The following is a 20,012-nucleotide window of genomic DNA, read 5'->3' as shown; positions in this document are numbered from 1 at the left end:
GAACACCCCCGGCCCCCCTGTCAGTTGATGCCGATCAGTTGGTGCCGATCCGGGCCAGCAGGTCCACGATCCGCCCCTGCACCTCGTCACTGGTGGACCGCTCCGCGAGGAACAGCACCGTCTCGCCCGACGCCAGCTTCGGCAGGTCCGCCTGCTCGACCGCCGCCGTGTAGACGACCAGCGGGGTCCGGTCCAACTGCCCGTTCGCGCGCAGCCAGTCCACGATCCCGGCCTGGCGCTGCTTGGTCTGCATCAGGTCCATCACCACGAGGTTCGGCCGGAACTGCCCCGCCAGCGTCACCGCGTCGGCGTCGCTCGCGGCCCGCGCCACCTGCATCCCGCGCCGCTCCAGCGTCGCGGTGAGCGCCAGCGCGATCTCCGCGTGCTCCTCGATCAGCAGCACGCGCGGCGGATGCTGCTCGCTGTCGCGCGGCGCCAGCGCCTTCAGCAGCACGGCCGGGTCGGCGCCGTACGCCGCCTCGCGGCTCGCCTGGCCGAGGCCGGCCGTCACCAGCACCGGCACCTCGGCGGCCACCGCCGCCTGGCGGAGCGACTGCAGCGCGGTCCGGGTGATCGGGCCGGTCAGCGGGTCCACGAACAGCGCGGCGGGGAACGCCGCGATCTGCGCGTCGACCTCCTCGCGCGAGTGCACGACCACCGGCCGGTAGCCACGGGTGCTCAGCGCCTCCGAGGTCGTCACGTCCGGCGCGGGCCACACCAGCAGCCGGCGCGGGTTGTCCAGCGGCTCCGGGGGCAGCTCGTCGTCCATCGGCTGCGGACGCGGGGTGTCCGCGACCTCCACCGCGCCACCGGGACCGTCCAGCGGCTCGGGCCCCTCGGCGGCGTTCGCGTCCGGCGCCCCTATGGCGTACGACCGCCCGACGCCCTCGGTGCCCGGCGCGCGGCGCGGCTGCGCGGGCGCCGGCGTGGCCTCGGGGTGCGGACGGGCACCCGCCTCGGGCTGCGCCTCCGGGCGCGGGGGCGGGGTGCCCAGCTTGCGGCGCCGCCCGCTGCCGTTGGTCGCGTGCGGGGGCGGGGTCGCGGTCGGCTGCTGCACCTGCGCGGCCTGCCGTACGAACGGCACGCCCTGGCCCAGCGTGCGCACGCTGATCGCGCGGCCCTGGGTGGCGTCGGGCGCCTCGGCGGGCAGCGGCTGCGCGGCCCGCGCCTGCGGCGTGAACTGCGGCGGCAGCGAGGCGCCGGGCAGACCCGCGCCCGCCGTGTCGTCGTCCTCGTCATCGGGCCACGGCTGCGGAACGGGTCCGGGGGCGGCGGGTGCGGCCTCGGCGGGCAGCGGCTGCGCGGGTACGGCCGCCTCGGGAGCGGTCGCCTGCGCCGGTACGGGGAGGGGCTGGGCCGGAGGCGTCGCCTGGGCCGGGATCGCCGCCTCCTGCTGCGCCGGCTGGGCCACGGCCCGGCGGCGCCTGCCGGTGGGCGCGGTGGTCGGATGCGGCTGCGGCGGCGTGTGGTCCTCGGACTGGTCCACGGGCACGGCATCGTGCCGCCCGCCGTCGGCGGGGTCACCCTCGGCGGGGGGCTGCGGGGGTACGGGGGCGGACTGGGCGGGGGGCTGGGCTGCGGCGGGGGCCGTGCCCTGGGCGGTGGTGGTGGTGGTGGCGGCGGGGGCGGGGCCCTGTGCGGGAGCGGCACCCTGGGCCGGGACGGGGGCCACGCCCGGAGCAGCACCTTGTGCCGGGACCGGGCCAACGCCCGCAGCGGCACCCGGCATCGGAGCCGGACCCTGTGCCGGGACGGGACCCACACCGGGAGCAGGAGCAGCACCCTGTGCCGGGAGGGCGCCTACGCCCGGAGCAGCACCCGGCATCGGAGCCGGACCCTGTGCCGGGACGGGACCCACACCGGGAGCAGGCCCCTGCACCGGGCCACCCCCCGCAGCGCCACCCGGCATCGGAGCAGCACCCTGAGCCGGGACCGGTCCCACACCCGGCATCGGAGCCGGAGCAGCACCCTCCCCCGGAACCGGCCCCACACCCTGACCAAGCCCGCGCACCGGAACCGGCCCGGCGTTCACAGTCATCCCCGGAGCAACCCCGGCCCCCGCGGCCGTACCCGCACCGGGAACCGGACCGCCCGCCAGCGGACCGACCCGCACGCCCGGCGTCTCCGTCTCCGGCGTCCGGTCGGCCTCGGCCGGCGGCAGCGCGAAGACCGTACGCGCCCCCGTGTCCTGCGCGGCCGCACGCTCGGCCGCGGCGGCCAGCGCACGGCGCCGCCGCCCGGTCGGCTGGGCGTCCTCGGACGCACCCTCCGCACTCGGCGCGGGCAGCGCGGGCGGCAGCGCGGCCTGCTCGCCACCACCCTGCGGAGCCCGCTGCCCGGCAGGCACCGGCATGCCCTGCGGCGGCACCGCGCCACCAAGTCCCGTATTCGACGCGGCGGTTCCGGCAGCGTGCTCCGCCGCCGTCATCACGGCACCCTCGGCCGCCACCCCGTCCCCGACCTCGGCGGGACGCCCCCGCCGCCGGCCGGTGCCGCCGGAAGCCGTCTCCGCGCTCTCGATCGCGGCCGGTGCCAGTTCCTCGGCCGCCGGGGCACCGCGCCTGCGGCGCCGCCCGGTGGGCGCGGAGGCACCCGGCCCCTCGGCCGCCTGGACCTCGCTCTCCAGGAACGCGTCGGTCGACGACCGCCGCGCCCGCCGCCGCCCGCCCTGCTCGCCCGCGTCACCTACGAGCGCGACCTCGGCGCCGCTCGACACGGCCTCGCGCGGGTCGGGGACGCGCGCGGCGACCGTACCGGCGCCACCGCCCAGCGGCACTTCGAGGACGTAGGCACGCCCACTCATGCCCGGTACTTCATGTGTCTGGAGCACACCTCCATGTGCCCGGACGATGCCCCGCACGATCGGCTCGTGCACCGGGTCGCCCCCGGCGTACGGCCCGCGCACCTCGATGCGCGCGACCTCGCCGCGCTGGGCGGCCGCGACGACCACGGTGTTGTCCAGGTAACCGGCCGACGACACAGGGGCGTTGCCGGTGGCGTCCACGCCCGCGACGTCCGCCACGAGGTGGGCCAGCGCGGTGGCGAGCCGCTGCGGGTCGACCTCGGCCTCGATGGGCGGCGCGTGCACGGCGAACTGCACGCGTCCCGGCCCGATCAGCTCCACGGCACCGTCGACCCCGGCCGCGACGACCGCGTCCAGCATCACCTTGGTGCGGGCGATGTCGTCGGTGCCGGAGTCCAGGCGCTGGAAGCCGAGGACGTTGTCGATGAGGGCGGTGATGCGGGCGTACCCGGCCGAGAGGTGGTGCAGCACCTGGTTGGCCTCGGGCCAGAGCTGGCCCGCGTCGTCGGCGGCGAGGGCGGCCAGTTCGCGGCGCAGTTCGTCCAGCGGGCCGCGCAGGGAGGAGGCGAGGAGGGTGAGCAACTGCTCGTGGCGCCCGGCGAGGGCGTCGTACCGGTCCTTCTCGCGCTCGCCGAGGGCGGCGTACCGCTCCTCGCCCGCGGCCAGTTCCTCCTGGAGCTTCTCGCGCAGCTCGGTCAGCTCGGCCGCGCCGCGCTCGGTCAGCTCCTCGACCTCGCCCGCGTGCTTCTGGCGCAGCGCGGTGAGGTCGGCGGCGTGCTCCTCGGCGAGCCGCTCCAGCTCCTTCGCGTGCGCCTGCTCCAGCGCCTCCTTCTCGTCGGCGAGGGTCTGGTACGGGCGTCGGTCGGTGAAGGTCATGACTGCGCCGACGAGCTGGTCGCCGTCGCGCACCGGTGCGGTGGTGAGGTCGACGGAAACCTCGTCCCCGCTCTTGGACCACAGCACCTGCCCGCGCACCCGGTGCTTGCGCCCGGAGCGCAGGGTGTCGGCGAGCGGCGACTCGTCGTACGGGAAGGGGGAGCCGTCGGCGCGGGAGTGCAGGACGAGGGTGTGCAGTTCGCGGCCGCCCAGCTCACCGGCGCGGTAGCCGAGGATCTGCGCGGCGGCGGGGTTGACCAGCACGATCCGGCCGTCGGTGTCCGTGCCGACGACGCCCTCGGAGGCGGCGCGCAGGATCATCTCGGTCTGCCGCTGCGAACGGGCGAGTTCGGCCTCGGTGTCGACGGTGCCGGAGAGGTCCCGTACGACGAGCATCAGCAGTTCGTCGCCGGTGTACGCCGAACCGTCGTACGCCTGCTGGGGGTTCTCCAGGTTGGCGCTGGTGACCTCGACCGGGAACTCGGTGCCGTCGGTGCGCCGGGCGACCATCCGCGTCGGCTTGGTGCGGCCGGCCGGGTCCATGTGGTCGGGGCGGCGCATCGAGCCGGGGATCAGCTTGGAGTCGAACTGCGGGAGCAGATCGAGCAGGCCCCGCCCCACGAGCGCCGTACCGGGTGCCTCGAACGCCTCCAGGGCGATGGTGTTGGCGTTGACGACCGTGCCGTTGGCGTTGACCAGGAGCAACGCGTCGGGCAGGGCGTCGAGTATGGCTGCGAGGCGAGCAGCGCCTCGGGATGGCCTGCTGCTCACAAGACGCTTCCTCCCTGTCACCGCACCTTGCCGACCGCTCGGGCCATCTTGCCAAGCGGCCCGCGGGGTGTCACGCGAGGGAGTCTAAGGGCTCCGCCCGCGCGCACGCCGCCGGATGGGAGGGAGGTACCACGACGAAGTGACGCCGAACATATGCCCGCATCCCACCACGGGTCGCCTTTCCGCGCCCACGACTTGCCCCTGACGTGGCCTCCTCGGGCACGTGACCACTCCCTGAGACCTTCGCGGGACCTTTACGGGGATTTCTCCGCCCCGGCCTCCGGCAGAAACGGCACCAGCCGGTCCCAACGGGCGATCTCGCACCCGTTGCCGCGGCTGAAGGTTGCGTCCACGGGGCGGCCGGCCCAGTAGCCGGTGACGTGAGCGGTGGCGGGGCCGCCGTCGATCATCGTGCAGAGGCTGTCCGGGGGGACGGGGGCGAAGGCGTCCCGCCCCCAGCGGGTGTTCTCGTCGAGTACGCGACAGGCGGCGACGGGGTCGGGGTGATCACCGGCTTCCGGATGACAGAAGAGCTGCCGTACGCCGTCCCGGCCGGGTCCGGCGCCGTGGACTACGAGGGTGAGGTGGTCGCCGGTGCGGTCTTCGGGGAGTGGGGGTGGGGGGAGGGCGGGGGTGGTTACGCGGTGGGCGTTCGCCAGGGTGGCGGGGATTGCGCGGGTCGGGGTCGCGTGGCCTGGGGCTGCGGACGAGGTGGGGGTGAGGGCCGTGCGGACCGGGACGGTGGGGAGGGCGTGGGCCGGGGCGAGGGGGGTCGTGCGGGTCGGTCCGGCGGAGGACGGGCGGGCCGGGGCGAGGGAGGTCGCGCGGGTCGGGTTGGCGGAGGTCGGGTTGCCCGAGGTCGCGCGGGTCGGAGCGGACGCGAGGGCGGGGGCCGTGCGTGCCGGGACGGTGTGGACAGTGCGGGCCGGGGCGGCGGAGTACGCGTGCGTCGGAATGGAGCCGGGGGTGAGGGCGGGAGCCGCGTCGGCCGGGTCGGCGGCGAGGCCGCAGAGGAGCGAGACGGCGGAGACGGCGAGGGACGCGATGCCGCGCCGCGGGAGTGCACTCATACCCACCCAACGCGCACCCCCGCCGTACGTTGCGCCCCACCTGCGGTACCGCTCGCGGAACCGGCTCGCGCCTCGCCGGGAGAAGCCCTTTGCCCTGCGGGCCAGGTGCCTAGTACCGTGGGGGGCGATTGGTGACACCGCGCTTACCTGTGTCATCATCTGCACGCACCATTCGCGCGCTCGCGGGACTGGTTGTGCTGGAGGCGTCGCCTAGTCCGGTCTATGGCGCCGCACTGCTAATGCGGTTTGGGTCTTAAAGCCCATCGAGGGTTCAAATCCCTCCGCCTCCGCCCTGATCCGAAGCCCCGGTCCACCTGGACCGGGGCTTCGGCGTTACGACGCTCGCGGCAGGCCCCTGCGTTCGATCTAGGTTTCGACGTTTCCGCAGGTCAGGCAGGGTGCGGGGAACGGATTTCACATGACGGCGGCAGTCATGTAATGTTCTTCCTGTCGCCGGGACAGGCCGAAAGGCCAGGGAAACGGAGACAAAAACAAAAGAACAAGCACTCGTAGCTTAACGGATAGAGCATCTGACTACGGATCAGAAGGTTGCAGGTTCGAATCCTGCCGAGTGCACAGTAAAGAGGCCCCGGAGAAATCCGGGGCCTCTTGCGTTTGCGGTGAACATGCCTACCGGGCGATCTCGTGCGCGGTATCCGCGAGCCAGGCCGGCCCGTCCCGGTCGATGGCATGCAGGGTGGACCGGAGCCGGACGCGGGTCCGGGACGAGGTGACCGTCCGCAGAATCGGATCAAGCCGGACCAGGGGGGCCTCGGCCTCCCGCCACGCCCCCAGCCGGACCAGTGCGGTCAGCTCGGCGAGGACATTGCCGAACTCCCGCCGCCCCCCGTCGCGGGGGGCATCGGAACTCCGCTGGAGATGCGGCAGCGCGGCACGGGGGTCCCCGAGGCTCAACAGGGCCTCACCGGTGTGCAGCGCGACTTCGGTGGCGTTGATCCACCAGGTGAACGCGGGGTCGTCGGCATGTACGGAATCCTGGAGCCCCCCGGCTGCCCGCCTCAGCTCGTCCAGGGCGCGAGCCCTGTCCCCGGCTTGGGCGAGGCTGCGGGCACGGCGTAATCGGGCCATGAGCGCTACCCGCCCCGGCACTTGGTGCCTGGTCAGCATTTCGTCCGTGATCGCGAGGGCTTCTCCGACGCGGCCGGTATGCACGTCGACCATCGCGATCAGATCGAGGATGAACCACTCCAGCGGACCGTCCCCGGCGAGCCGGGCGAGGGTGTGCGCCTCGGCGAGGGTGGCACGGGCCTCTGGGAACCGGGCGGCGTCGTGCAGCAGCCAGCCCGCCACCTCCCCGATCTCGGCCACCTGGGCAAGGCGCTGCTTGTCGTCCCCCTTGATCCGCCCCCGCTCGACCTCCCAGACCTGCACGGCGGCGTCGGCCACATGATCCCCACCATGACGGTCGTCATGGGCGAGCAGCCAGCCGACGGCATCCCTCACGTAGGCGTCCGGCTCCCGACGGGTGTCCGGTACGGAGCCATTCCGAGCCCGCTCAGCCTGTCCCGCCAACTCCTCCAAGGGCACGTCGAGCACCTGCGCGAGCGAAGGCAGCCAGGCATCCGGGATGCGGCCACCGCGCTCCCACCGGGACACCTCGTGGCGAGTCAGGGTGGTGATGCCGGAGGCGACGCATAACCGGGTGGCCAGGTCGCGCTGAGAGAGGCGGGCGCGCTTCCGCAGCCCCGCCAAGTAGCTGCCGAACTGAACGCGTCGCGCCCGGTCGTCCATGGTTCAGCCCTCCTCCCTCCCAAGCTACTTCCGCAGGTCCCTCCCTTGGCCCCCTTCGCGGCCCCTCCCCTCGAACGAGGACCCCGCTTACCTGATCCCAGACGCCCCGCCCGATCAGGAAAGGCAGCCCGCGATGCCCCAACCGGCCACTCGCCCCCGCCGAACCGGCCACCCCGGCTACACCGAGACGCTCCCCCGCCAACCCGAAAGCGCCGCACTCGCCCGACGCTTAGCCCGCATCGCCCTCAGCACCTGGAGCCTGACCCACCTGACCGACGACGCAGCCCTGCTCGTCTCCGAGTTGGTGGCCAACGCCGTACGCCACGCCCAACGCGGCTCCATCCACGTAGCGGTGGAACGCGTCGCCCCCGCCACGGTCCGCGTATCCGTCGCGGACTTCTCCCACACCCTGCCCAATCCGTGCACCCCGACGACCAACGACGAGAACGGCCGCGGCCTGCCCTTCATCGCGGCCCTCGCCACGAACTGGGGCACGGACGAACGGCGTTGGAGAAAGGTCGTGTGGGCGGAGCTGGAGGACCACAGGTGACCACCAACGAGCCCCCGAGGCGCAGCGCAGCCCGCGCCCACTTGTCGCAGTTGATCGACATGTTCGGCACGGACGGCTGCCTGCGGGTCAGCACGACCTCTGCCGCCGGCACAGACGACCTGGCCTCCGACGACGGACCCGGCGGGGACGAGGCGGATCACGAAGAGAAGACCTGAGTTCTCCCCGAGGCATCTGGCGATGAGGCGCTGACCATCCGAATTCGCGCCGCCTGCAAGCTCACCTCAGTCGAAGTACAGCGACATACGGGGAGTTGAGTGTTACAGCTATCTCTACTTCATCAAGCCCCGGCTGCGCCTCCGCGCGCCCACATGTGTATGACCGGTGGCCATGAGTCGATCACCGCATCGAACGGGGCGCGGTCAAGGCGATGCCTCCGGTGGGGGATCGGCTGGCACTGGGATGGAAGGGACACCGTTGTCGACTGCGGGCACGTGAGGGCGTGCGTGGGGTGCTCCCATTCCGTCCACCGTCGACCCAGGCAGAGCCGAGTAGACGCGGCCCATGGCGTCCAGGTCGTTCGTACAGCGGCGCGCTCCACCTGGACGCAATGAACCACGCAAGCACGCAGCTTGCATGGCGAAGGCAGGCAGTGACCTGTCGTATCGTTCTTCGTCACTGTGCAGACCAGGGGGGATCATGAGCAGGACCATCGGGCGAAGGCACCTTGCGGCTATGGCTTTGATGGCCATCAGTGTGGCGGCCTGTGGCAGCGAGCAAGACGGGGACCCCCCGACGGCGAAGGCGACGGCCGGTCGGGACACGGAGCAGAAGTCGAGTGTGCTGTCTCAGCAGCAGCTCGAGGACGCCGTCGTGGACGCACACGATCTTCCCGGAGTCCAAGTGGATGAGATCGGGATGGGCACGAAAGGCGTCGGCAATGGCGTCATCCATGCCGTACGCCGGACGAACACCAACCCCTCCCTGTGTGCGCCGGTCAGTGCCGCAGTGGACGGGGCCAGCGGTTACGCACCCGTTAGCAGCGTGCAGCGCTCCGTGGACAGCAAGGAGGGGCACGGTGCGATCGTCACCCTGGCGTCGTACCACCCGGCGGATACCGCTCGGGTGATCAGTGAGCTACGCACGGCCTTGAAGTCCTGCGAGGGGTACACGGCAGGCCCCATGAAGGCGACCTACGAAGACGTTGAAGCCATCAACGACCCACCGCAGGGCGACGACGGGGTCGCATTCCAGCTCAAGCTGGTCATGGAACCCGGTCAGGACGCCCTTAAACTCCCCGTCAGCGTGATCGTCATACGTCACGGTTCCGCCTTGGCCATCTACAAGGCGGCTTCCGATGCGCCGGGAACGGCGGCGAGGATCCCGAGCGATCTCGTCAACGCTCAGTCGAAGGTGCTGGACGCCGCCGTTCACAGCACTCCGTAGGCCGTGCCTGTTGCGTGCCACGACTACGGCCGCGAGCTGTATCGGACGTTCTCGCCCAGCCGCGTGCGGTACAGCAACCACAACAACCGGCCCTGTCCAGCAGTGCTACGGATCAGAAGCGATCGACTGCGGGCCGCCCCCCTCCGGAGGGGCCGTGTCAGCATGGGCCGATGCTGACCGAGGAGGACGCGCGCCGACTGGTGCTGGCCGAGATCGATGACATACGGGACCGCGGGGAGTACGACCTTCAGATCCAGCGGGTGGAAGCATTGTCGTTCGGCTGGATCTTCTACTGGGGCGCGGTCCGGGACGGTCGGAGCGGGCAGCGTCCTCGGTTGGGCGGTAACGGTCCCATCCTGGTGGACCGTGAGAACGAGCGGTTGATCGGTCTACCCACCTGCACCCCCGTGGCCCGTCAGATCGCCGACTACGAACGCCGCCTACGACGCGAAGCCCACGCCCGGAACCTGGCAGCGAAGCAAGCCAAGCGCCCCTAGTGACCGTCCTCGGCGATGAGCTGCACCAAGCCGACCCACGGGAACTCGCTGTCCTTATGGACCGCGCGTACCCTCCACCGGCCGGCCGGGAGCTGTACCGGAGCCTCGTCAGGCCGGCCGCCGTCGGGGTAGTCCACCCCTAGATCGGCGCCCGCTTCGGCCGAATCCATCAACACCGCCAGGCCCTCGGTGACCCACAGTCCGCCGTCTTCCCAAGCGGTGTCCGGATCGGCCAGTACCGCCTCGGCTGCCGCGAGCAACTCGGCCTCGGAGCTCGCCGCCAGCCACCGCACGAACAGCAGCTTCTCCGGCAGGAAGCACGTCCTCGCAGGTTCATCCGCCAGGACAAGCGCAGTGGCGGCCCCCACGGCGATCACACCGGCCAAGTCCTCCACCTCACAGGCGCGGTCATAGTCGTCACGGCCACCGTCATCACCGAGAACGGAGCCCTCCTCCGTACATCCACCCCAGGCGTTCACCGAGGACTGCGGAACGACGATCAGGGGGCCACCCATCGACCGCACCCACACCAAAGCATCCATGCGCGCAGTCTGCCGCCACCCACTGGCACCGCTCGGCGGCCACTTCAACCAGCGATGAGGCGGCTGGTGAAGCCGGCCCGGATGAGGGATTCGTACGCGTCCCGTACGTCCTCCGGGATCTCCTGTTCGATGGCGAAGCCGAGCTTCGGGTACTCGGTGATTCGCTGGAGGTCGCCGACGAGCATGTCCAGGACGAGCTTCTCGTCGCCGATGGACTTCAGGTAGTCGTCGAACTGCAGGGGCTCCGACGCGCAGAGGAACTCGATGCCGGGCCACAGCTTGCGGGCGGTCGCGTACGACCGGCGTTCCATGTAGGGCTTGCAGATGAGCATCACCGTGGACGGGGTGATCCCGGCGGCGGCCAGTACCTCGCGGGAGAGGGTGATGTTCTGCCCGGTGTTGGCGGCGTTCGGTTCCGGCAGGATCGCTTCGGTGGGGACGCCGAGACCGACCGCGTGTTCGCGGAAGTGGAGGGCCTCGCCGCGTGGGAAGACTCCGACGGTGGTGGGGCTGTTGCCGCCGGTGAAGACCAGGGTCGGGAAGAGCCCGGCGTGGTACAGCCCGGCGGTGTGGGTGGCGACGCCGAGGTCGTGGCTGCCCAGGCCGATCGCCACGTCGACGGGGCGCGGCTGGTGGTGCATCTGGTGGTAGTCCCAGATGCGCGCGGCCTGCTGCCACTGGTGCTCGGTGATGCCCTGCTGGGTCTCGCTCACGTAAAGGGCTCTCGCCGCGGTCGGCTCGGGTCGTAAGGTCCCGGTGCTGGATCTTCGAGGGGGCGGGGCCATGGAGAGACGGTTGCGGTGGGGCTTCGGGCTTGCGTCAGGGCGACTGTTCCGCTCTCGACTCGTGGGCCAGGGCTGTCGCTCGGGTGAACCAGTCTGTGATGACTGCCAGTTCGGTGGGGGTGTAGTCCGCGAACAGGGTCATCAGGCGGGTGTAGTGGGGGCCGTAGGCCGCCTCTACGCGGGCTACCGCAGAAGGGACCGCTGCGACTCGGACCCTGCGGCGGTCCGTGGGGTCCGGGCGGCGGGTGACGAAGCCGGCGCGTTCCAGGCGGTTCAGGATGCCTGTCACCGCGCCCGTCGTGACCTGGATGCGGGAGGCGAGATCGCCTGCGGTCAGGAGGTCCGGGCCTGCCTGGAGGACGTAGCCGAAGCAGGTGAGGTCGGTGACGGTCAGGTTCAGCCGCCGGGCCATCTCCTGCTGGCCGATCAGGTGCGCGGCGATGAGGTCGTCCATCGCGGTCAGCGCCTGCGCGGGGGTCGCGGGCGGGCGGGACTTGCCGTCCATCTTCCTTGATTCCTTAGTTCGTGAGATATTCGAGAGGTAAATCTCTTAGAACGCGAGAGACCTGTAGGAGGCCGTTCCATGAGTCTGTACGACGAGGGTCACACGATCGCCGGGTGGACCGGGTGCGCCGTCGCCACCCTCGGCAGTGGTGTCGTGGGGGCGGGAGTGTGTACGGGGTCCGCGCCGGCGCTCGTGGGTGGGGCGGTGCTCGTCGCGGCCAGTGTGCTGGTCACCTGGGTGCTGCACCTCAGTGGGTGGGGGAAGCCGCCGGGCGTCCGGCCGCGGGGGGAGTGGCGGCTGTCGGCGCGGGACACGGAGGCCCGTGGCGGGCACCCTGGGTGCGTGGGCTGCGCTCTGGCGGGCCGACGCGCCTCCGCCCCCGTGGTCACCCGTGCCGAATCGATACCTCTGTCTCCTATCGAGTGAACGTGCCCTCCACAGCCCTTACTTGCTGATCAGCCTCCCTAGCTTCCGGGGTGGAGGTGATGCTCGATGTACGAGCACAACGACACGACCCGGCTGCCCGAGCGCGGCGCCATCGACGTTGACGACTTCGTGTTCGCGGCCACTGGAGCTCGCGTACGGAGGCTGACCACTCCGGACGGTGAGCACTGGTTCCCGGCTGTGGACGTGGCGACGAGGCTCGGGTACGTGAACACGCGACAGGCTCTGCTGCACCATGTCCCGACGCATGGCCATCAGACTCTCGAAGATCTGGCACGAAGCGTCTATGGAGCGACTACTTCGCGCAGAATTGCAGGTCACGGGCTCAAGAAGTCGATGCAGATGGTGAATCTGCGGTCTCTGATCCTCCTCGTGAACGGGTGCACCAAGCCCGAGAGTGCCCCGTTCAAAACCTGGGTTGCCGAGGTGATCGCCACTATCCAGCAGAGCGGCACCTACAGCCTCGACCCCGCCCCCCTCCAGACCACCCCCGGCACCTCCTACGTCATGCCCCCACAGGTAGCCGACGCCATCGTCCGCCTTGAGGAACGCAACCTCCGCGCCGACGAAGCCCTCGCCGCCGCCCAGGAAGAACACCTCGCCGAACTCCGACGAGCGAACGACGAGCGCAGCAAGGTCGGCGAACAGCTAGGCACCCTCACCCACCAAGTAACCGGCGTCCAACACGTCCTCACCCGCATCGCCGACGCCCTCGACCAGATCGTCGACCGCATGCGCCCCGCCCCGACGCCCCAAAACCCCCCGCTCACGCCCCAGCACCTCCTCGCCACCTGGCGCGACCGCAACCTCGTCGTCACCGAGGACGTGCACGCCGTCGCCGCCCACCTCGCCCCCGCCCTGGTCCACGGCCCCGTCGCCTGCCGGCTCGAGGACGTCGCCGCCCGCACCGGCCTCACGGTCGCCCGCGTCCACGACTGCGTGCGCATGCTGATCAAGCGGGGCTGTGTACGGCAGAGCGGCAGCGTGGCGGACGGGGTGCCCGTCTACACGCTGCCGTAGCGCACAACACAGAGCCCGAAGTCGCACTCAGAGGATGCGGCTTCGGGCTCTTCACGTACCGTACCCGCCCCCGCCGCCCCGCAGGCGATGTCGGCGGCATCTCCTACCCTCACGAGTGATGGCAGCACAGATGTGGACGTGTACGGGACTGCGCTGGTCCCCGGAGGGGCCGGAGCTGGTCTGGTCCGGTGGCAGGCGCAGCGCGCTGACGTGGGGGAAGCGGGTCGCCTTCGGCGTACGGGAGGACACCGCCCGGCGCTGCGTGGGCGCGCGGGGGAACGCGTGCCCCGCCCACACCCCCGTACCCGCGCGCAGCACCGGCGCCCGCTGCGACGACTGCGCCCGCCTGGACCGCGCGCACTCCGTGGCCGCCGACACGATCGCCGACGACCCGCGCCCGTACCGCGTCTACCTCGCCTGGTTCGGCCCCGGCCTGGTCAAGGTCGGCATCACCGCCGAAGAGCGCGGGCCGGCCCGGCTGCTGGAGCAGGGCGCCGTCTGTTTCACCTGGCTCGGCACCGGCCCCCTGATGGCCGCCCGCCGCACCGAGGAACTGCTGCGGGCCGCGCTCGGCGTCCCGGACCGCATCCCGTACGCCCAGAAGCGCACCGTACGCGCCGTCCTCCCGGCCGGAGCCGAGGAGCGGGCGGCGGAGGTGCGGGAGCTGCACGCACGGGCCGTCTCGCTCGGGAACTGGCCGGAGTCCGTCGCACGACAGCCCTGCCACGTCACGGACCACCTGGCCGACTTCAACCTCCAGCACGCCGCCCCCGCCACCGGCGCCGTCACCGAGCTGGTCGCCGGCGGACACGTGGCCGGGGAACTCGTCGCCGCCGCAGGCCCCGACCTGCACCTGGACACCGGCGGCCCCAGAGGCGTACTGGTGCTCGACACCCGTCTGCTCCCCGGCTGGGAACTGATCCCGGTTCAGGGAAAGGGCGAAATCACCGTCCCTGTAAAGGACTTCGCCGCCCGCCAGGACGGCCTCTTCTGACCCTCATCCCTTTCTCAGCGAAATCACAGACTGCCGAAAGGGCTCTCTCAGAGCGGGCGGACAAGGTCTCACCATGACCACGACCTCGCCCCAGGGGCGCACCGAACTGCTGAGGCCGGACGGCAGCCCCGTCCGCGTGCTGGTGGTGGACGACGAGCTGTCGATCACCGAACTGCTGAGCATGGCGCTGCGCTACGAGGGCTGGCGGATAAGGAGCGCGGGGGACGGACAGGGCGCGCTGCGCGCGGCGCGCGAGTTCCGGCCCGACGCCGTGGTGCTGGACATGATGCTGCCGGACATGGACGGCCTGACCGTGCTGAGCCGGCTGCGCCGCGAACTCCCGGACGTACCCGTGCTGTTCCTCACCGCCAAGGACGCGGTGGAGGACCGTATCGCCGGGCTCACCGCGGGCGGGGACGACTACGTCACCAAGCCGTTCAGCCTGGAGGAGGTCGTGGCCCGGCTGCGCGGGCTGATCCGGCGTTCCGGCGCCACCGACCGGCGCCCGGACTCCGTGCTGGTGGTGGGCGACCTCAGTCTGGACGAGGACAGCCACGAGGTCTGGCGGGGCGAGGAGTCCATCCACCTGACCGCGACCGAGTTCGAGCTGCTCCGCTTCCTGATGCGCAACCCGCGCCGGGTGCTGAGCAAGGCGCAGATACTGGACCGGGTCTGGTCGTACGACTTCGGCGGGCAGGCGAACGTCGTGGAGCTGTACATCTCCTATCTGCGCCGGAAGATCGACGCCGGCCGGGAGCCGATGATCCACACCCGTCGGGGGGCGGGCTATCTGATCAAGCCCGCCGTGTCGTGAGGTTCGTGCGCCGCGCCGGCACCCCGCGCACCCTGCGGACGCGGCTGGTGGTCGCGTCCGTCGTGCTGATCGCCGTGGTCTGCGCGGTGATCGGTACGGTCACCACGCTCGCCCTGCACGAGCACCTGTACCAGCAACTCGACGGCAAGGTGCGGGAGATGGCCGAGCGGGCGGTCGGCCGCCCGCGCCCGAACCTCGGTGCGCCGGACCCGGCCGCCGCCGCGCTCGCCGCGGGGGTGGCCACCGAGAGCCCCGCCGAACGGGTCACCACCCTGCTCACCCGGGGGCCCACCCAGAAACAGACCGTCGCCGCCTACGTGCGCGACGGCTCGATCGTCTCCGGGGCCGTCTCCGACGAGCAGAAGGACGGCAGCGGCGTCTTCCGGCGCATGCGCGCGGCCCAGCTCAGCCAGGCCCAGACCGACGCCCTCGCCACCGTCCCCCAGGACGGCGGCGCCCACACCGTCCACCTCCCCGGCCTCGGCGACTACCTCGTCCGGTACGCGGAGAGCCACGACAGCGCCGACCGGTACTACGTCGCCCTCCCCACCGCCGACATGGACGGTGTCGTCGACACCCTGATCCTGGTCGAGGTCTGCGTCACCGTCGCCGGGCTGATCGCGGCCTCGCTGGCCGGCACGGTCATCGTCGGCGTCGCCACCCGCCCCCTGCGCCGGGTCGCCCGCACCGCCACCCGCGTCTCCGAACTCCCCCTGCACTCGGGCGAGGTGAACCTCCACGAGCGGGTCCCGGAGTCCGAGTGCGACCCGCACACCGAGGTCGGCCGGGTCGGCGCCGCGCTCAACCGGATGCTCGACCACGTCAACGGCGCCCTGCACGCCCGCCAGGAGAGCGAGACGAGGGTCCGGCGCTTCGTCGCCGACGCCAGCCACGAGCTGCGCACCCCGCTCGCCTCGATACGCGGCTACGCCGAGCTGACCCGGCGCGGCAGGGAGCAGGTCGGTCCGGACACCCGGCACGCGCTGGCGCGGATCGAGTCCGAGGCCGGCCGGATGACCCTGCTGGTGGAGGACCTGCTGCTGCTGGCCCGGCTGGACGCGGGGCGCCCGCTCCAGTTCGACCGCACCGACCTGGTCCCGCTGGTCGTGGACACGGTCAGCGACGCCCGCGCGGCCGGGCTCGACCACATCTGGCGGCTGGACCTGCCCGACGAACCGGCGCCGGTGACCGCCGACGCGGCCCGGCTCCAGCAGATCCTGGTCAACCTGCTGGGCAACGCCCGCCGCCACACCCCGCCGGGCACCACGGTGACCGCGCGGGTGCGCAGGCAGGGCGACCGGATGTGCGTCCAGGTCGAGGACGACGGTCCGGGCATCCCGGCCGCGCTGCTGCCGCACGTCTTCGAACGGTTCGCGCGCGGCGACTCCGCGCGCACCCGCGCCACCGGCTCCACCGGGCTCGGCCTCGCCATCGTGCGGGCCGTCGTCACCGCGCACGGCGGCACCGTGGACGTCGAGAGCGCGCCGGGCCGGACCGTGTTCACCGTACGGCTGCCCGCCGCCGGACCCGAGCCGGTCCCGCACTCACAGCCGGGCCACAGCGTCGCCACACGGGCGCGACAGGGGAGTTGAGAAGAGTCGGTCCCATGCGAACCGACTCTTCTCCCGGCACCCTCCCGGCACGGGAGCACCTCCCGGCCACGGCCGCCGGCACCCCGGTGCTGGACGTGGTGATCCCCGTCTACAACGAGGAGAAGGACCTGCGCCGGTGTGTGCTCAGACTGCGGGAGCACCTGGCGCGCACCTTCCCCTACGCCTTCCGGGTGACCATCGCGGACAACGCCTCCACCGACGCCACCCCGCTCATCGCCGCCGAACTCGCCGCCAACCACCCGGACGTGACCAACTTCCGGCTGGAGCGCAAGGGCCGGGGACGCGCCCTGCGCACCGTGTGGTCCGCCTCCGACGCGCCGGTCCTCGCGTACATGGACGTCGACCTCTCCACCGACCTCAACGCCCTGCTCCCGCTGGTCGCCCCGCTGATCTCGGGCCACTCCGACCTGGCGATCGGCTCCCGGCTCAGCCGGACCTCGCGGGTGGTGCGCGGGCCGAAGCGGGAGTTCATCAGCCGGGCCTACAACCTGATCCTGCGCGGCTCGCTGCAGGCGCGGTTCTCCGACGCCCAGTGCGGCTTCAAGGCGATCCGGCGCGAGGTGGCCCAGGTGCTGCTGCCGCTGGTGGAGGACACCGGCTGGTTCTTCGACACCGAGATGCTGGTGCTGGCCGAGCGGGCGGGCCTGCGCATCCACGAGGTGCCGGTCGACTGGGTCGACGACCCGGACTCCACCGTGCACATCGTGCGCACCGCGACCGACGACCTGAAGGGCGTGTGGCGGGTGGGGCGGGCGCTGACCACCGGTTCGCTGCCGCTGGACCGGCTGGCCCGGCCGTTCGGCGACGACCCCCGCGACCGCGAGATCACCGACGTGCCCAAGGGACTGGCCCGCCAGCTCGTCGGGTTCTGCGTGGTCGGCGGTCTCTCGACCCTCTTCTACCTGCTGCTGTACAGCGGCTTCCGGCAGTTCGGCGGCTCCCAGACGGCCAACGCGCTCGCCCTGCTGCTCTCCGCGCTCGCCAACACGGCCGCCAACCGGCGCCTCACCTTCGGGGTGCGCGGCCGGGGCGGAGCGGTACGGCACCAGGCGCAGGGCCTGGTCGTCTTCGCCATCGGCCTCGCCCTGACCAGCGGCTCGCTGGCCGCCCTGAACGCGGCCACCACCAGCCCCGCGCACACCACCGAGATCGCCGTCCTGGTCGTCGCCAACCTCGCCGCGACCGTCCTGCGCTTCCTGCTCTTCCGCGCCTGGGTCTTCCCGGACCGCCGGGACGCGGCGCCCGTACCCACGCCATCCGTACCCGAGTACGCCGAACCCGCCGTCCTCTCCGAACCCACCACCATCTCTACGGGGGACCCCCGATGACCACCCAGTACGACCAGCCCCCGCAGACCGCCGAGACGCCGCCACCCGCGCCGGCCGCCGCTGGGAAAGCCCCCTTCGCCCGCCGGCTCTGGCGCGGCCGCCCCGAGGACCCGAGCTGGGCCCGCCCCGCGTTCTGGGCGCTGCTCGCCGCGACCTTCGTGCTGTACCTCTACAACCTGAGCGCCTCCGGCTTCGCCAACTCCTTCTACTCGGCGGCCGTACAGGCAGGCAGCACCTCCTGGAAAGCCTTCTTCTTCGGCTCGCTGGACGGCGGCAACGCCATCACGGTCGACAAGCCCTCGGCGTTCCTGTGGCCCATGGAGCTGTCGGTCCGGATCTTCGGCCTGAACTCCTGGGCGGTCCTGGTCCCGCAGGTCCTCATGGGCGTCGGCTCGGTGGCGGTCGTGTACGCGGCCGTACGGCGCCGGTTCAGCGCGGTGGGCGGACTGGTCGCGGGCGCGGTGCTGGCGCTGACCCCGGTCGCGGCGATGATGTTCCGGTTCAACAACCCGGACGCGATGCTGGCCCTGCTGATGGCGCTGGCCTGCTACTTCACCGTCCGCGGCATCGAGGACGGCCGGACCCGCTGGCTGGTCTGGGCGGGCGTCGCGATCGGCTTCGCCTTCCTCGCCAAGACCCTCCAGGCGTTCCTGATCCTGCCCCCGCTGGCGATCGTCTACGCGGTCTGCGCGCCGGTGCGGTTCGGCAGGCGGCTGGGCCAGCTCGGGCTGGCCACACTCGCGCTGGTGGTGTCCGGCGGCTGGTGGGTCGCGCTGGTCGAGCTGTGGCCGGCCTCCTCCCGTCCCTACATCGGCGGTTCGCAGCACAACAGCTTCCTGGAGCTGACCTTCGGCTACAACGGGCTCGGCCGGATCAACGGCGACGAGACCGGCAGCGTCGGCGGCGGAGGCGGCCGGGGCGGTATGGGCGGCGGCGGTGCCTGGGGCTCGACCGGCTGGGACCGGATGTTCAACGCCGAGGTGGGCGGCCAGGTCTCCTGGCTGCTCCCGGCCGCGCTGATCCTGCTGATCGCGGGCCTGTGGGCCACCCGCAAGCTGGCCCGCACCTCGGTCACCCGCGCGTCGTTCCTGGTCTGGGGCGGCTCGCTGCTGATGACCATGGTGGTCTTCAGCTACATGGCCGGCATCTTCCACCAGTACTACACGATCGCCCTCGCCCCGTACCTCGCCGCCGTGGTCGGCATGGGTGCCGGGCTGCTGTGGGAGCGCCGCAAGGAGACCTGGGCCGGTGCCGCGCTCGCGGCGGCGACCGTGGCCTCGGCGGCGTGGGGGTACGTGCTGCTCAACCGCACCTCCGACTACCTGCCCTGGCTGAAGTGGCTGGTGCTGGTCGGCGGTCTGCTGGCCGCGCTCGGCCTGCTGTTCCTCGGCCGCGCGCCCCGGAACCTGGCGCTCGGCGCGGCCGCGCTGGGCCTGGTCGCGGCACTGGCCGGGCCGACGGCGTACACGCTGAGCACCGTGAACTCCGCTCACACCGGCTCGATTCCGACGGCCGGACCGGCGGGCGCGAGCATGATGGGCTTCGGCCGTCCGGGCGGCCGGGGCGAGGGCATGCGCGGCGGCTTCCCCGGCGGGATGCCGGGCGGACAGAACCAGCAGGGTCAGGGCCAGACCCCGCCCGGCGGCACGGGCGGCCAGGGCTTCCCCGGCGGTGGCTTCCCCGGCCAGGGCGGTCAGGGCAACGGCCAGAGCAAGGGCCAGGGCGGGCAGAACGGCCAGGGCTTCCCCGGCGGCGGCTTCCCGGGCGGCCAGGGCTTCCCCGGCGGCACCGGCGAGACCGGCCGCATGGGCGGCGCCGGAGGCGCGGGCGGCCTGCTGAACGGCGCCAACGTCTCCGCCGAGGCCAAGAAGCTCCTCCTGGCCGACGCCGACTCCTACACCTGGGTCGCCGCCTCCACCGGCTCGCAGAACGCGGCCAGCTACCAACTCGCCACCAACAAGGCGGTGATGGCGATCGGCGGCTTCAACGGCACCGACCCGTCCCCGACTCTCGCCCAGTTCAAGCAGTACGTCGCCGACGGCAAGATCCACTACTACATCTCCGGCGGCGGCATGGGCGGCGGCATGGGCCGCACCGGCGAGGCCCGCGGCGGCTTCGGCGGCATGGGCGGCGGCAGTGGCACCGCCTCCTCCATCAGCACCTGGGTCGAGGCCAACTTCAAGAAGGTGACGGTCGGTTCGGCCACCTTCTACGACCTCACCCAGAAGAAGGCGGGCTGACCGG

Annotated in this window: 17 protein-coding genes and 2 tRNA genes; 13 read left to right on the top strand and 6 right to left on the bottom strand. The window is 72.1% G+C overall.

From position 1 onward, the window contains the following. Positions 1-34: 34 nt before the first annotated feature. Both E5083_RS20305 and E5083_RS32170 read right to left on the bottom strand, forming a co-directional pair. Positions 35-4,450 (bottom strand): response regulator, encoded by a 4,416-nt coding sequence (locus E5083_RS20305; protein WP_135787139.1) that lies wholly within the window; start codon positions 4,448-4,450, stop codon positions 35-37. Between the two features lie 254 nt (positions 4,451-4,704). Further along, on the bottom strand, positions 4,705-5,520 hold the full coding sequence (locus E5083_RS32170) for an SSI family serine proteinase inhibitor (RefSeq protein ID WP_135787138.1): 816 nt from the start codon (positions 5,518-5,520) through the stop codon (positions 4,705-4,707). 199 nt (positions 5,521-5,719) lie between these two features. On the opposite strand from E5083_RS32170, the gene E5083_RS20295 reads away from it, so the two are divergent. Both E5083_RS20295 and E5083_RS20290 read left to right on the top strand, forming a co-directional pair. Continuing rightward, positions 5,720-5,810, top strand: a tRNA-Ser gene (locus tag E5083_RS20295). Between the two features lie 213 nt (positions 5,811-6,023). Next, positions 6,024-6,096, top strand: a tRNA-Arg gene (locus E5083_RS20290). A gap of 54 nt (positions 6,097-6,150) precedes the next feature. Here the strand turns inward: E5083_RS20290 and E5083_RS31510 are convergent. Next, on the bottom strand, positions 6,151-7,272 hold the full coding sequence (locus E5083_RS31510) for a helix-turn-helix domain-containing protein (protein WP_135787137.1): 1,122 nt from the start codon (positions 7,270-7,272) through the stop codon (positions 6,151-6,153). Positions 7,273-7,405: 133 nt separating this feature from the next. On the opposite strand from E5083_RS31510, the gene E5083_RS20280 reads away from it, so the two are divergent. From E5083_RS20280 to E5083_RS20265, 4 genes are all read left to right on the top strand, one after another. Continuing rightward, a complete protein-coding gene (locus E5083_RS20280) occupies positions 7,406-7,822 on the top strand; it encodes an ATP-binding protein (protein ID WP_135787136.1) in 417 nt (138 codons plus the stop codon). Next, positions 7,819-7,998: a hypothetical protein gene (locus tag E5083_RS20275; RefSeq protein ID WP_135787135.1), complete on the top strand. Its 180-nt coding sequence runs from the start codon at positions 7,819-7,821 to the stop codon at positions 7,996-7,998. The genes E5083_RS20280 and E5083_RS20275 overlap by 4 nt, the downstream gene beginning before the upstream one ends. A gap of 481 nt (positions 7,999-8,479) precedes the next feature. Next, positions 8,480-9,226, top strand: coding sequence for a hypothetical protein (locus E5083_RS20270; RefSeq protein ID WP_135787134.1), 747 nt, complete (start codon positions 8,480-8,482; stop codon positions 9,224-9,226). Between the two features lie 170 nt (positions 9,227-9,396). Then, positions 9,397-9,723, top strand: a complete 327-nt coding sequence (locus E5083_RS20265) for a YrhB domain-containing protein (protein ID WP_135787133.1) — start codon at positions 9,397-9,399, stop codon at positions 9,721-9,723. Here E5083_RS20265 and E5083_RS20260 read toward each other — a convergent pair. The 3 genes from E5083_RS20260 to E5083_RS20250 all read right to left on the bottom strand — a co-directional run bounded on the left by E5083_RS20260 (position 9,720) and on the right by E5083_RS20250 (position 11,555). After that, on the bottom strand, positions 9,720-10,265 hold the full coding sequence (locus tag E5083_RS20260; RefSeq protein ID WP_244317591.1) for an Imm21 family immunity protein: 546 nt from the start codon (positions 10,263-10,265) through the stop codon (positions 9,720-9,722). The genes E5083_RS20265 and E5083_RS20260 overlap by 4 nt on opposite strands. A 44-nt stretch (positions 10,266-10,309) precedes the next feature. Next, positions 10,310-10,978 carry a YdcF family protein gene (locus E5083_RS20255; protein WP_208754105.1) on the bottom strand — a complete coding sequence of 223 codons (669 nt, stop codon included), beginning with the start codon at positions 10,976-10,978 and terminating at the stop codon, positions 10,310-10,312. 106 nt (positions 10,979-11,084) lie between these two features. Then, positions 11,085-11,555 carry a MarR family transcriptional regulator gene (locus E5083_RS20250; RefSeq protein WP_135787131.1) on the bottom strand — a complete coding sequence of 157 codons (471 nt, stop codon included), beginning with the start codon at positions 11,553-11,555 and terminating at the stop codon, positions 11,085-11,087. 78 nt (positions 11,556-11,633) lie between these two features. Between E5083_RS20250 and E5083_RS31775 the strand changes: the two genes are divergently transcribed. The 7 genes from E5083_RS31775 (at position 11,634) to E5083_RS20215 (ending at position 20,008) form a co-directional block, all read left to right on the top strand. Continuing rightward, positions 11,634-11,981, top strand: a complete 348-nt coding sequence (locus E5083_RS31775) for an HGxxPAAW family protein (RefSeq protein WP_135787130.1) — start codon at positions 11,634-11,636, stop codon at positions 11,979-11,981. Positions 11,982-12,047: 66 nt separating this feature from the next. Next, positions 12,048-13,019 carry a BRO-N domain-containing protein gene (locus E5083_RS20240; protein ID WP_135787129.1) on the top strand — a complete coding sequence of 324 codons (972 nt, stop codon included), beginning with the start codon at positions 12,048-12,050 and terminating at the stop codon, positions 13,017-13,019. 118 nt (positions 13,020-13,137) lie between these two features. Beyond that, on the top strand, positions 13,138-14,013 hold the full coding sequence (locus tag E5083_RS20235; protein ID WP_135787128.1) for a DUF2797 domain-containing protein: 876 nt from the start codon (positions 13,138-13,140) through the stop codon (positions 14,011-14,013). 73 nt (positions 14,014-14,086) lie between these two features. Next, the gene (locus E5083_RS20230) at positions 14,087-14,827 is read left to right on the top strand and encodes a response regulator transcription factor (protein ID WP_030806287.1); all 741 of its coding nucleotides are present in this window, start codon (positions 14,087-14,089) and stop codon (positions 14,825-14,827) included. Beyond that, complete coding sequence (locus tag E5083_RS20225) at positions 14,824-16,419, top strand: sensor histidine kinase (RefSeq protein ID WP_167513592.1); 1,596 nt, start codon at positions 14,824-14,826, stop codon at positions 16,417-16,419. The genes E5083_RS20230 and E5083_RS20225 overlap by 4 nt, the downstream gene beginning before the upstream one ends. Before the next feature lie 14 nt (positions 16,420-16,433). Continuing rightward, a complete protein-coding gene (locus E5083_RS20220) occupies positions 16,434-17,768 on the top strand; it encodes a bifunctional glycosyltransferase family 2/GtrA family protein (RefSeq protein WP_135787126.1) in 1,335 nt (444 codons plus the stop codon). Further along, the gene (locus E5083_RS20215; protein ID WP_135787125.1) at positions 17,765-20,008 is read left to right on the top strand and encodes an ArnT family glycosyltransferase; all 2,244 of its coding nucleotides are present in this window, start codon (positions 17,765-17,767) and stop codon (positions 20,006-20,008) included. The genes E5083_RS20220 and E5083_RS20215 overlap by 4 nt, the downstream gene beginning before the upstream one ends. The last annotated feature ends 4 nt before the right edge of the window (positions 20,009-20,012 follow it).

The sequence above is a fragment of the Streptomyces bauhiniae genome (assembly GCF_004784475.1).
Lineage (GTDB): Bacteria > Actinomycetota > Actinomycetes > Streptomycetales > Streptomycetaceae > Streptomyces > Streptomyces seoulensis.
Note: the sequence above shows the minus strand (reverse complement) of the source record. Positions and strands in the feature narration are given on the sequence as shown.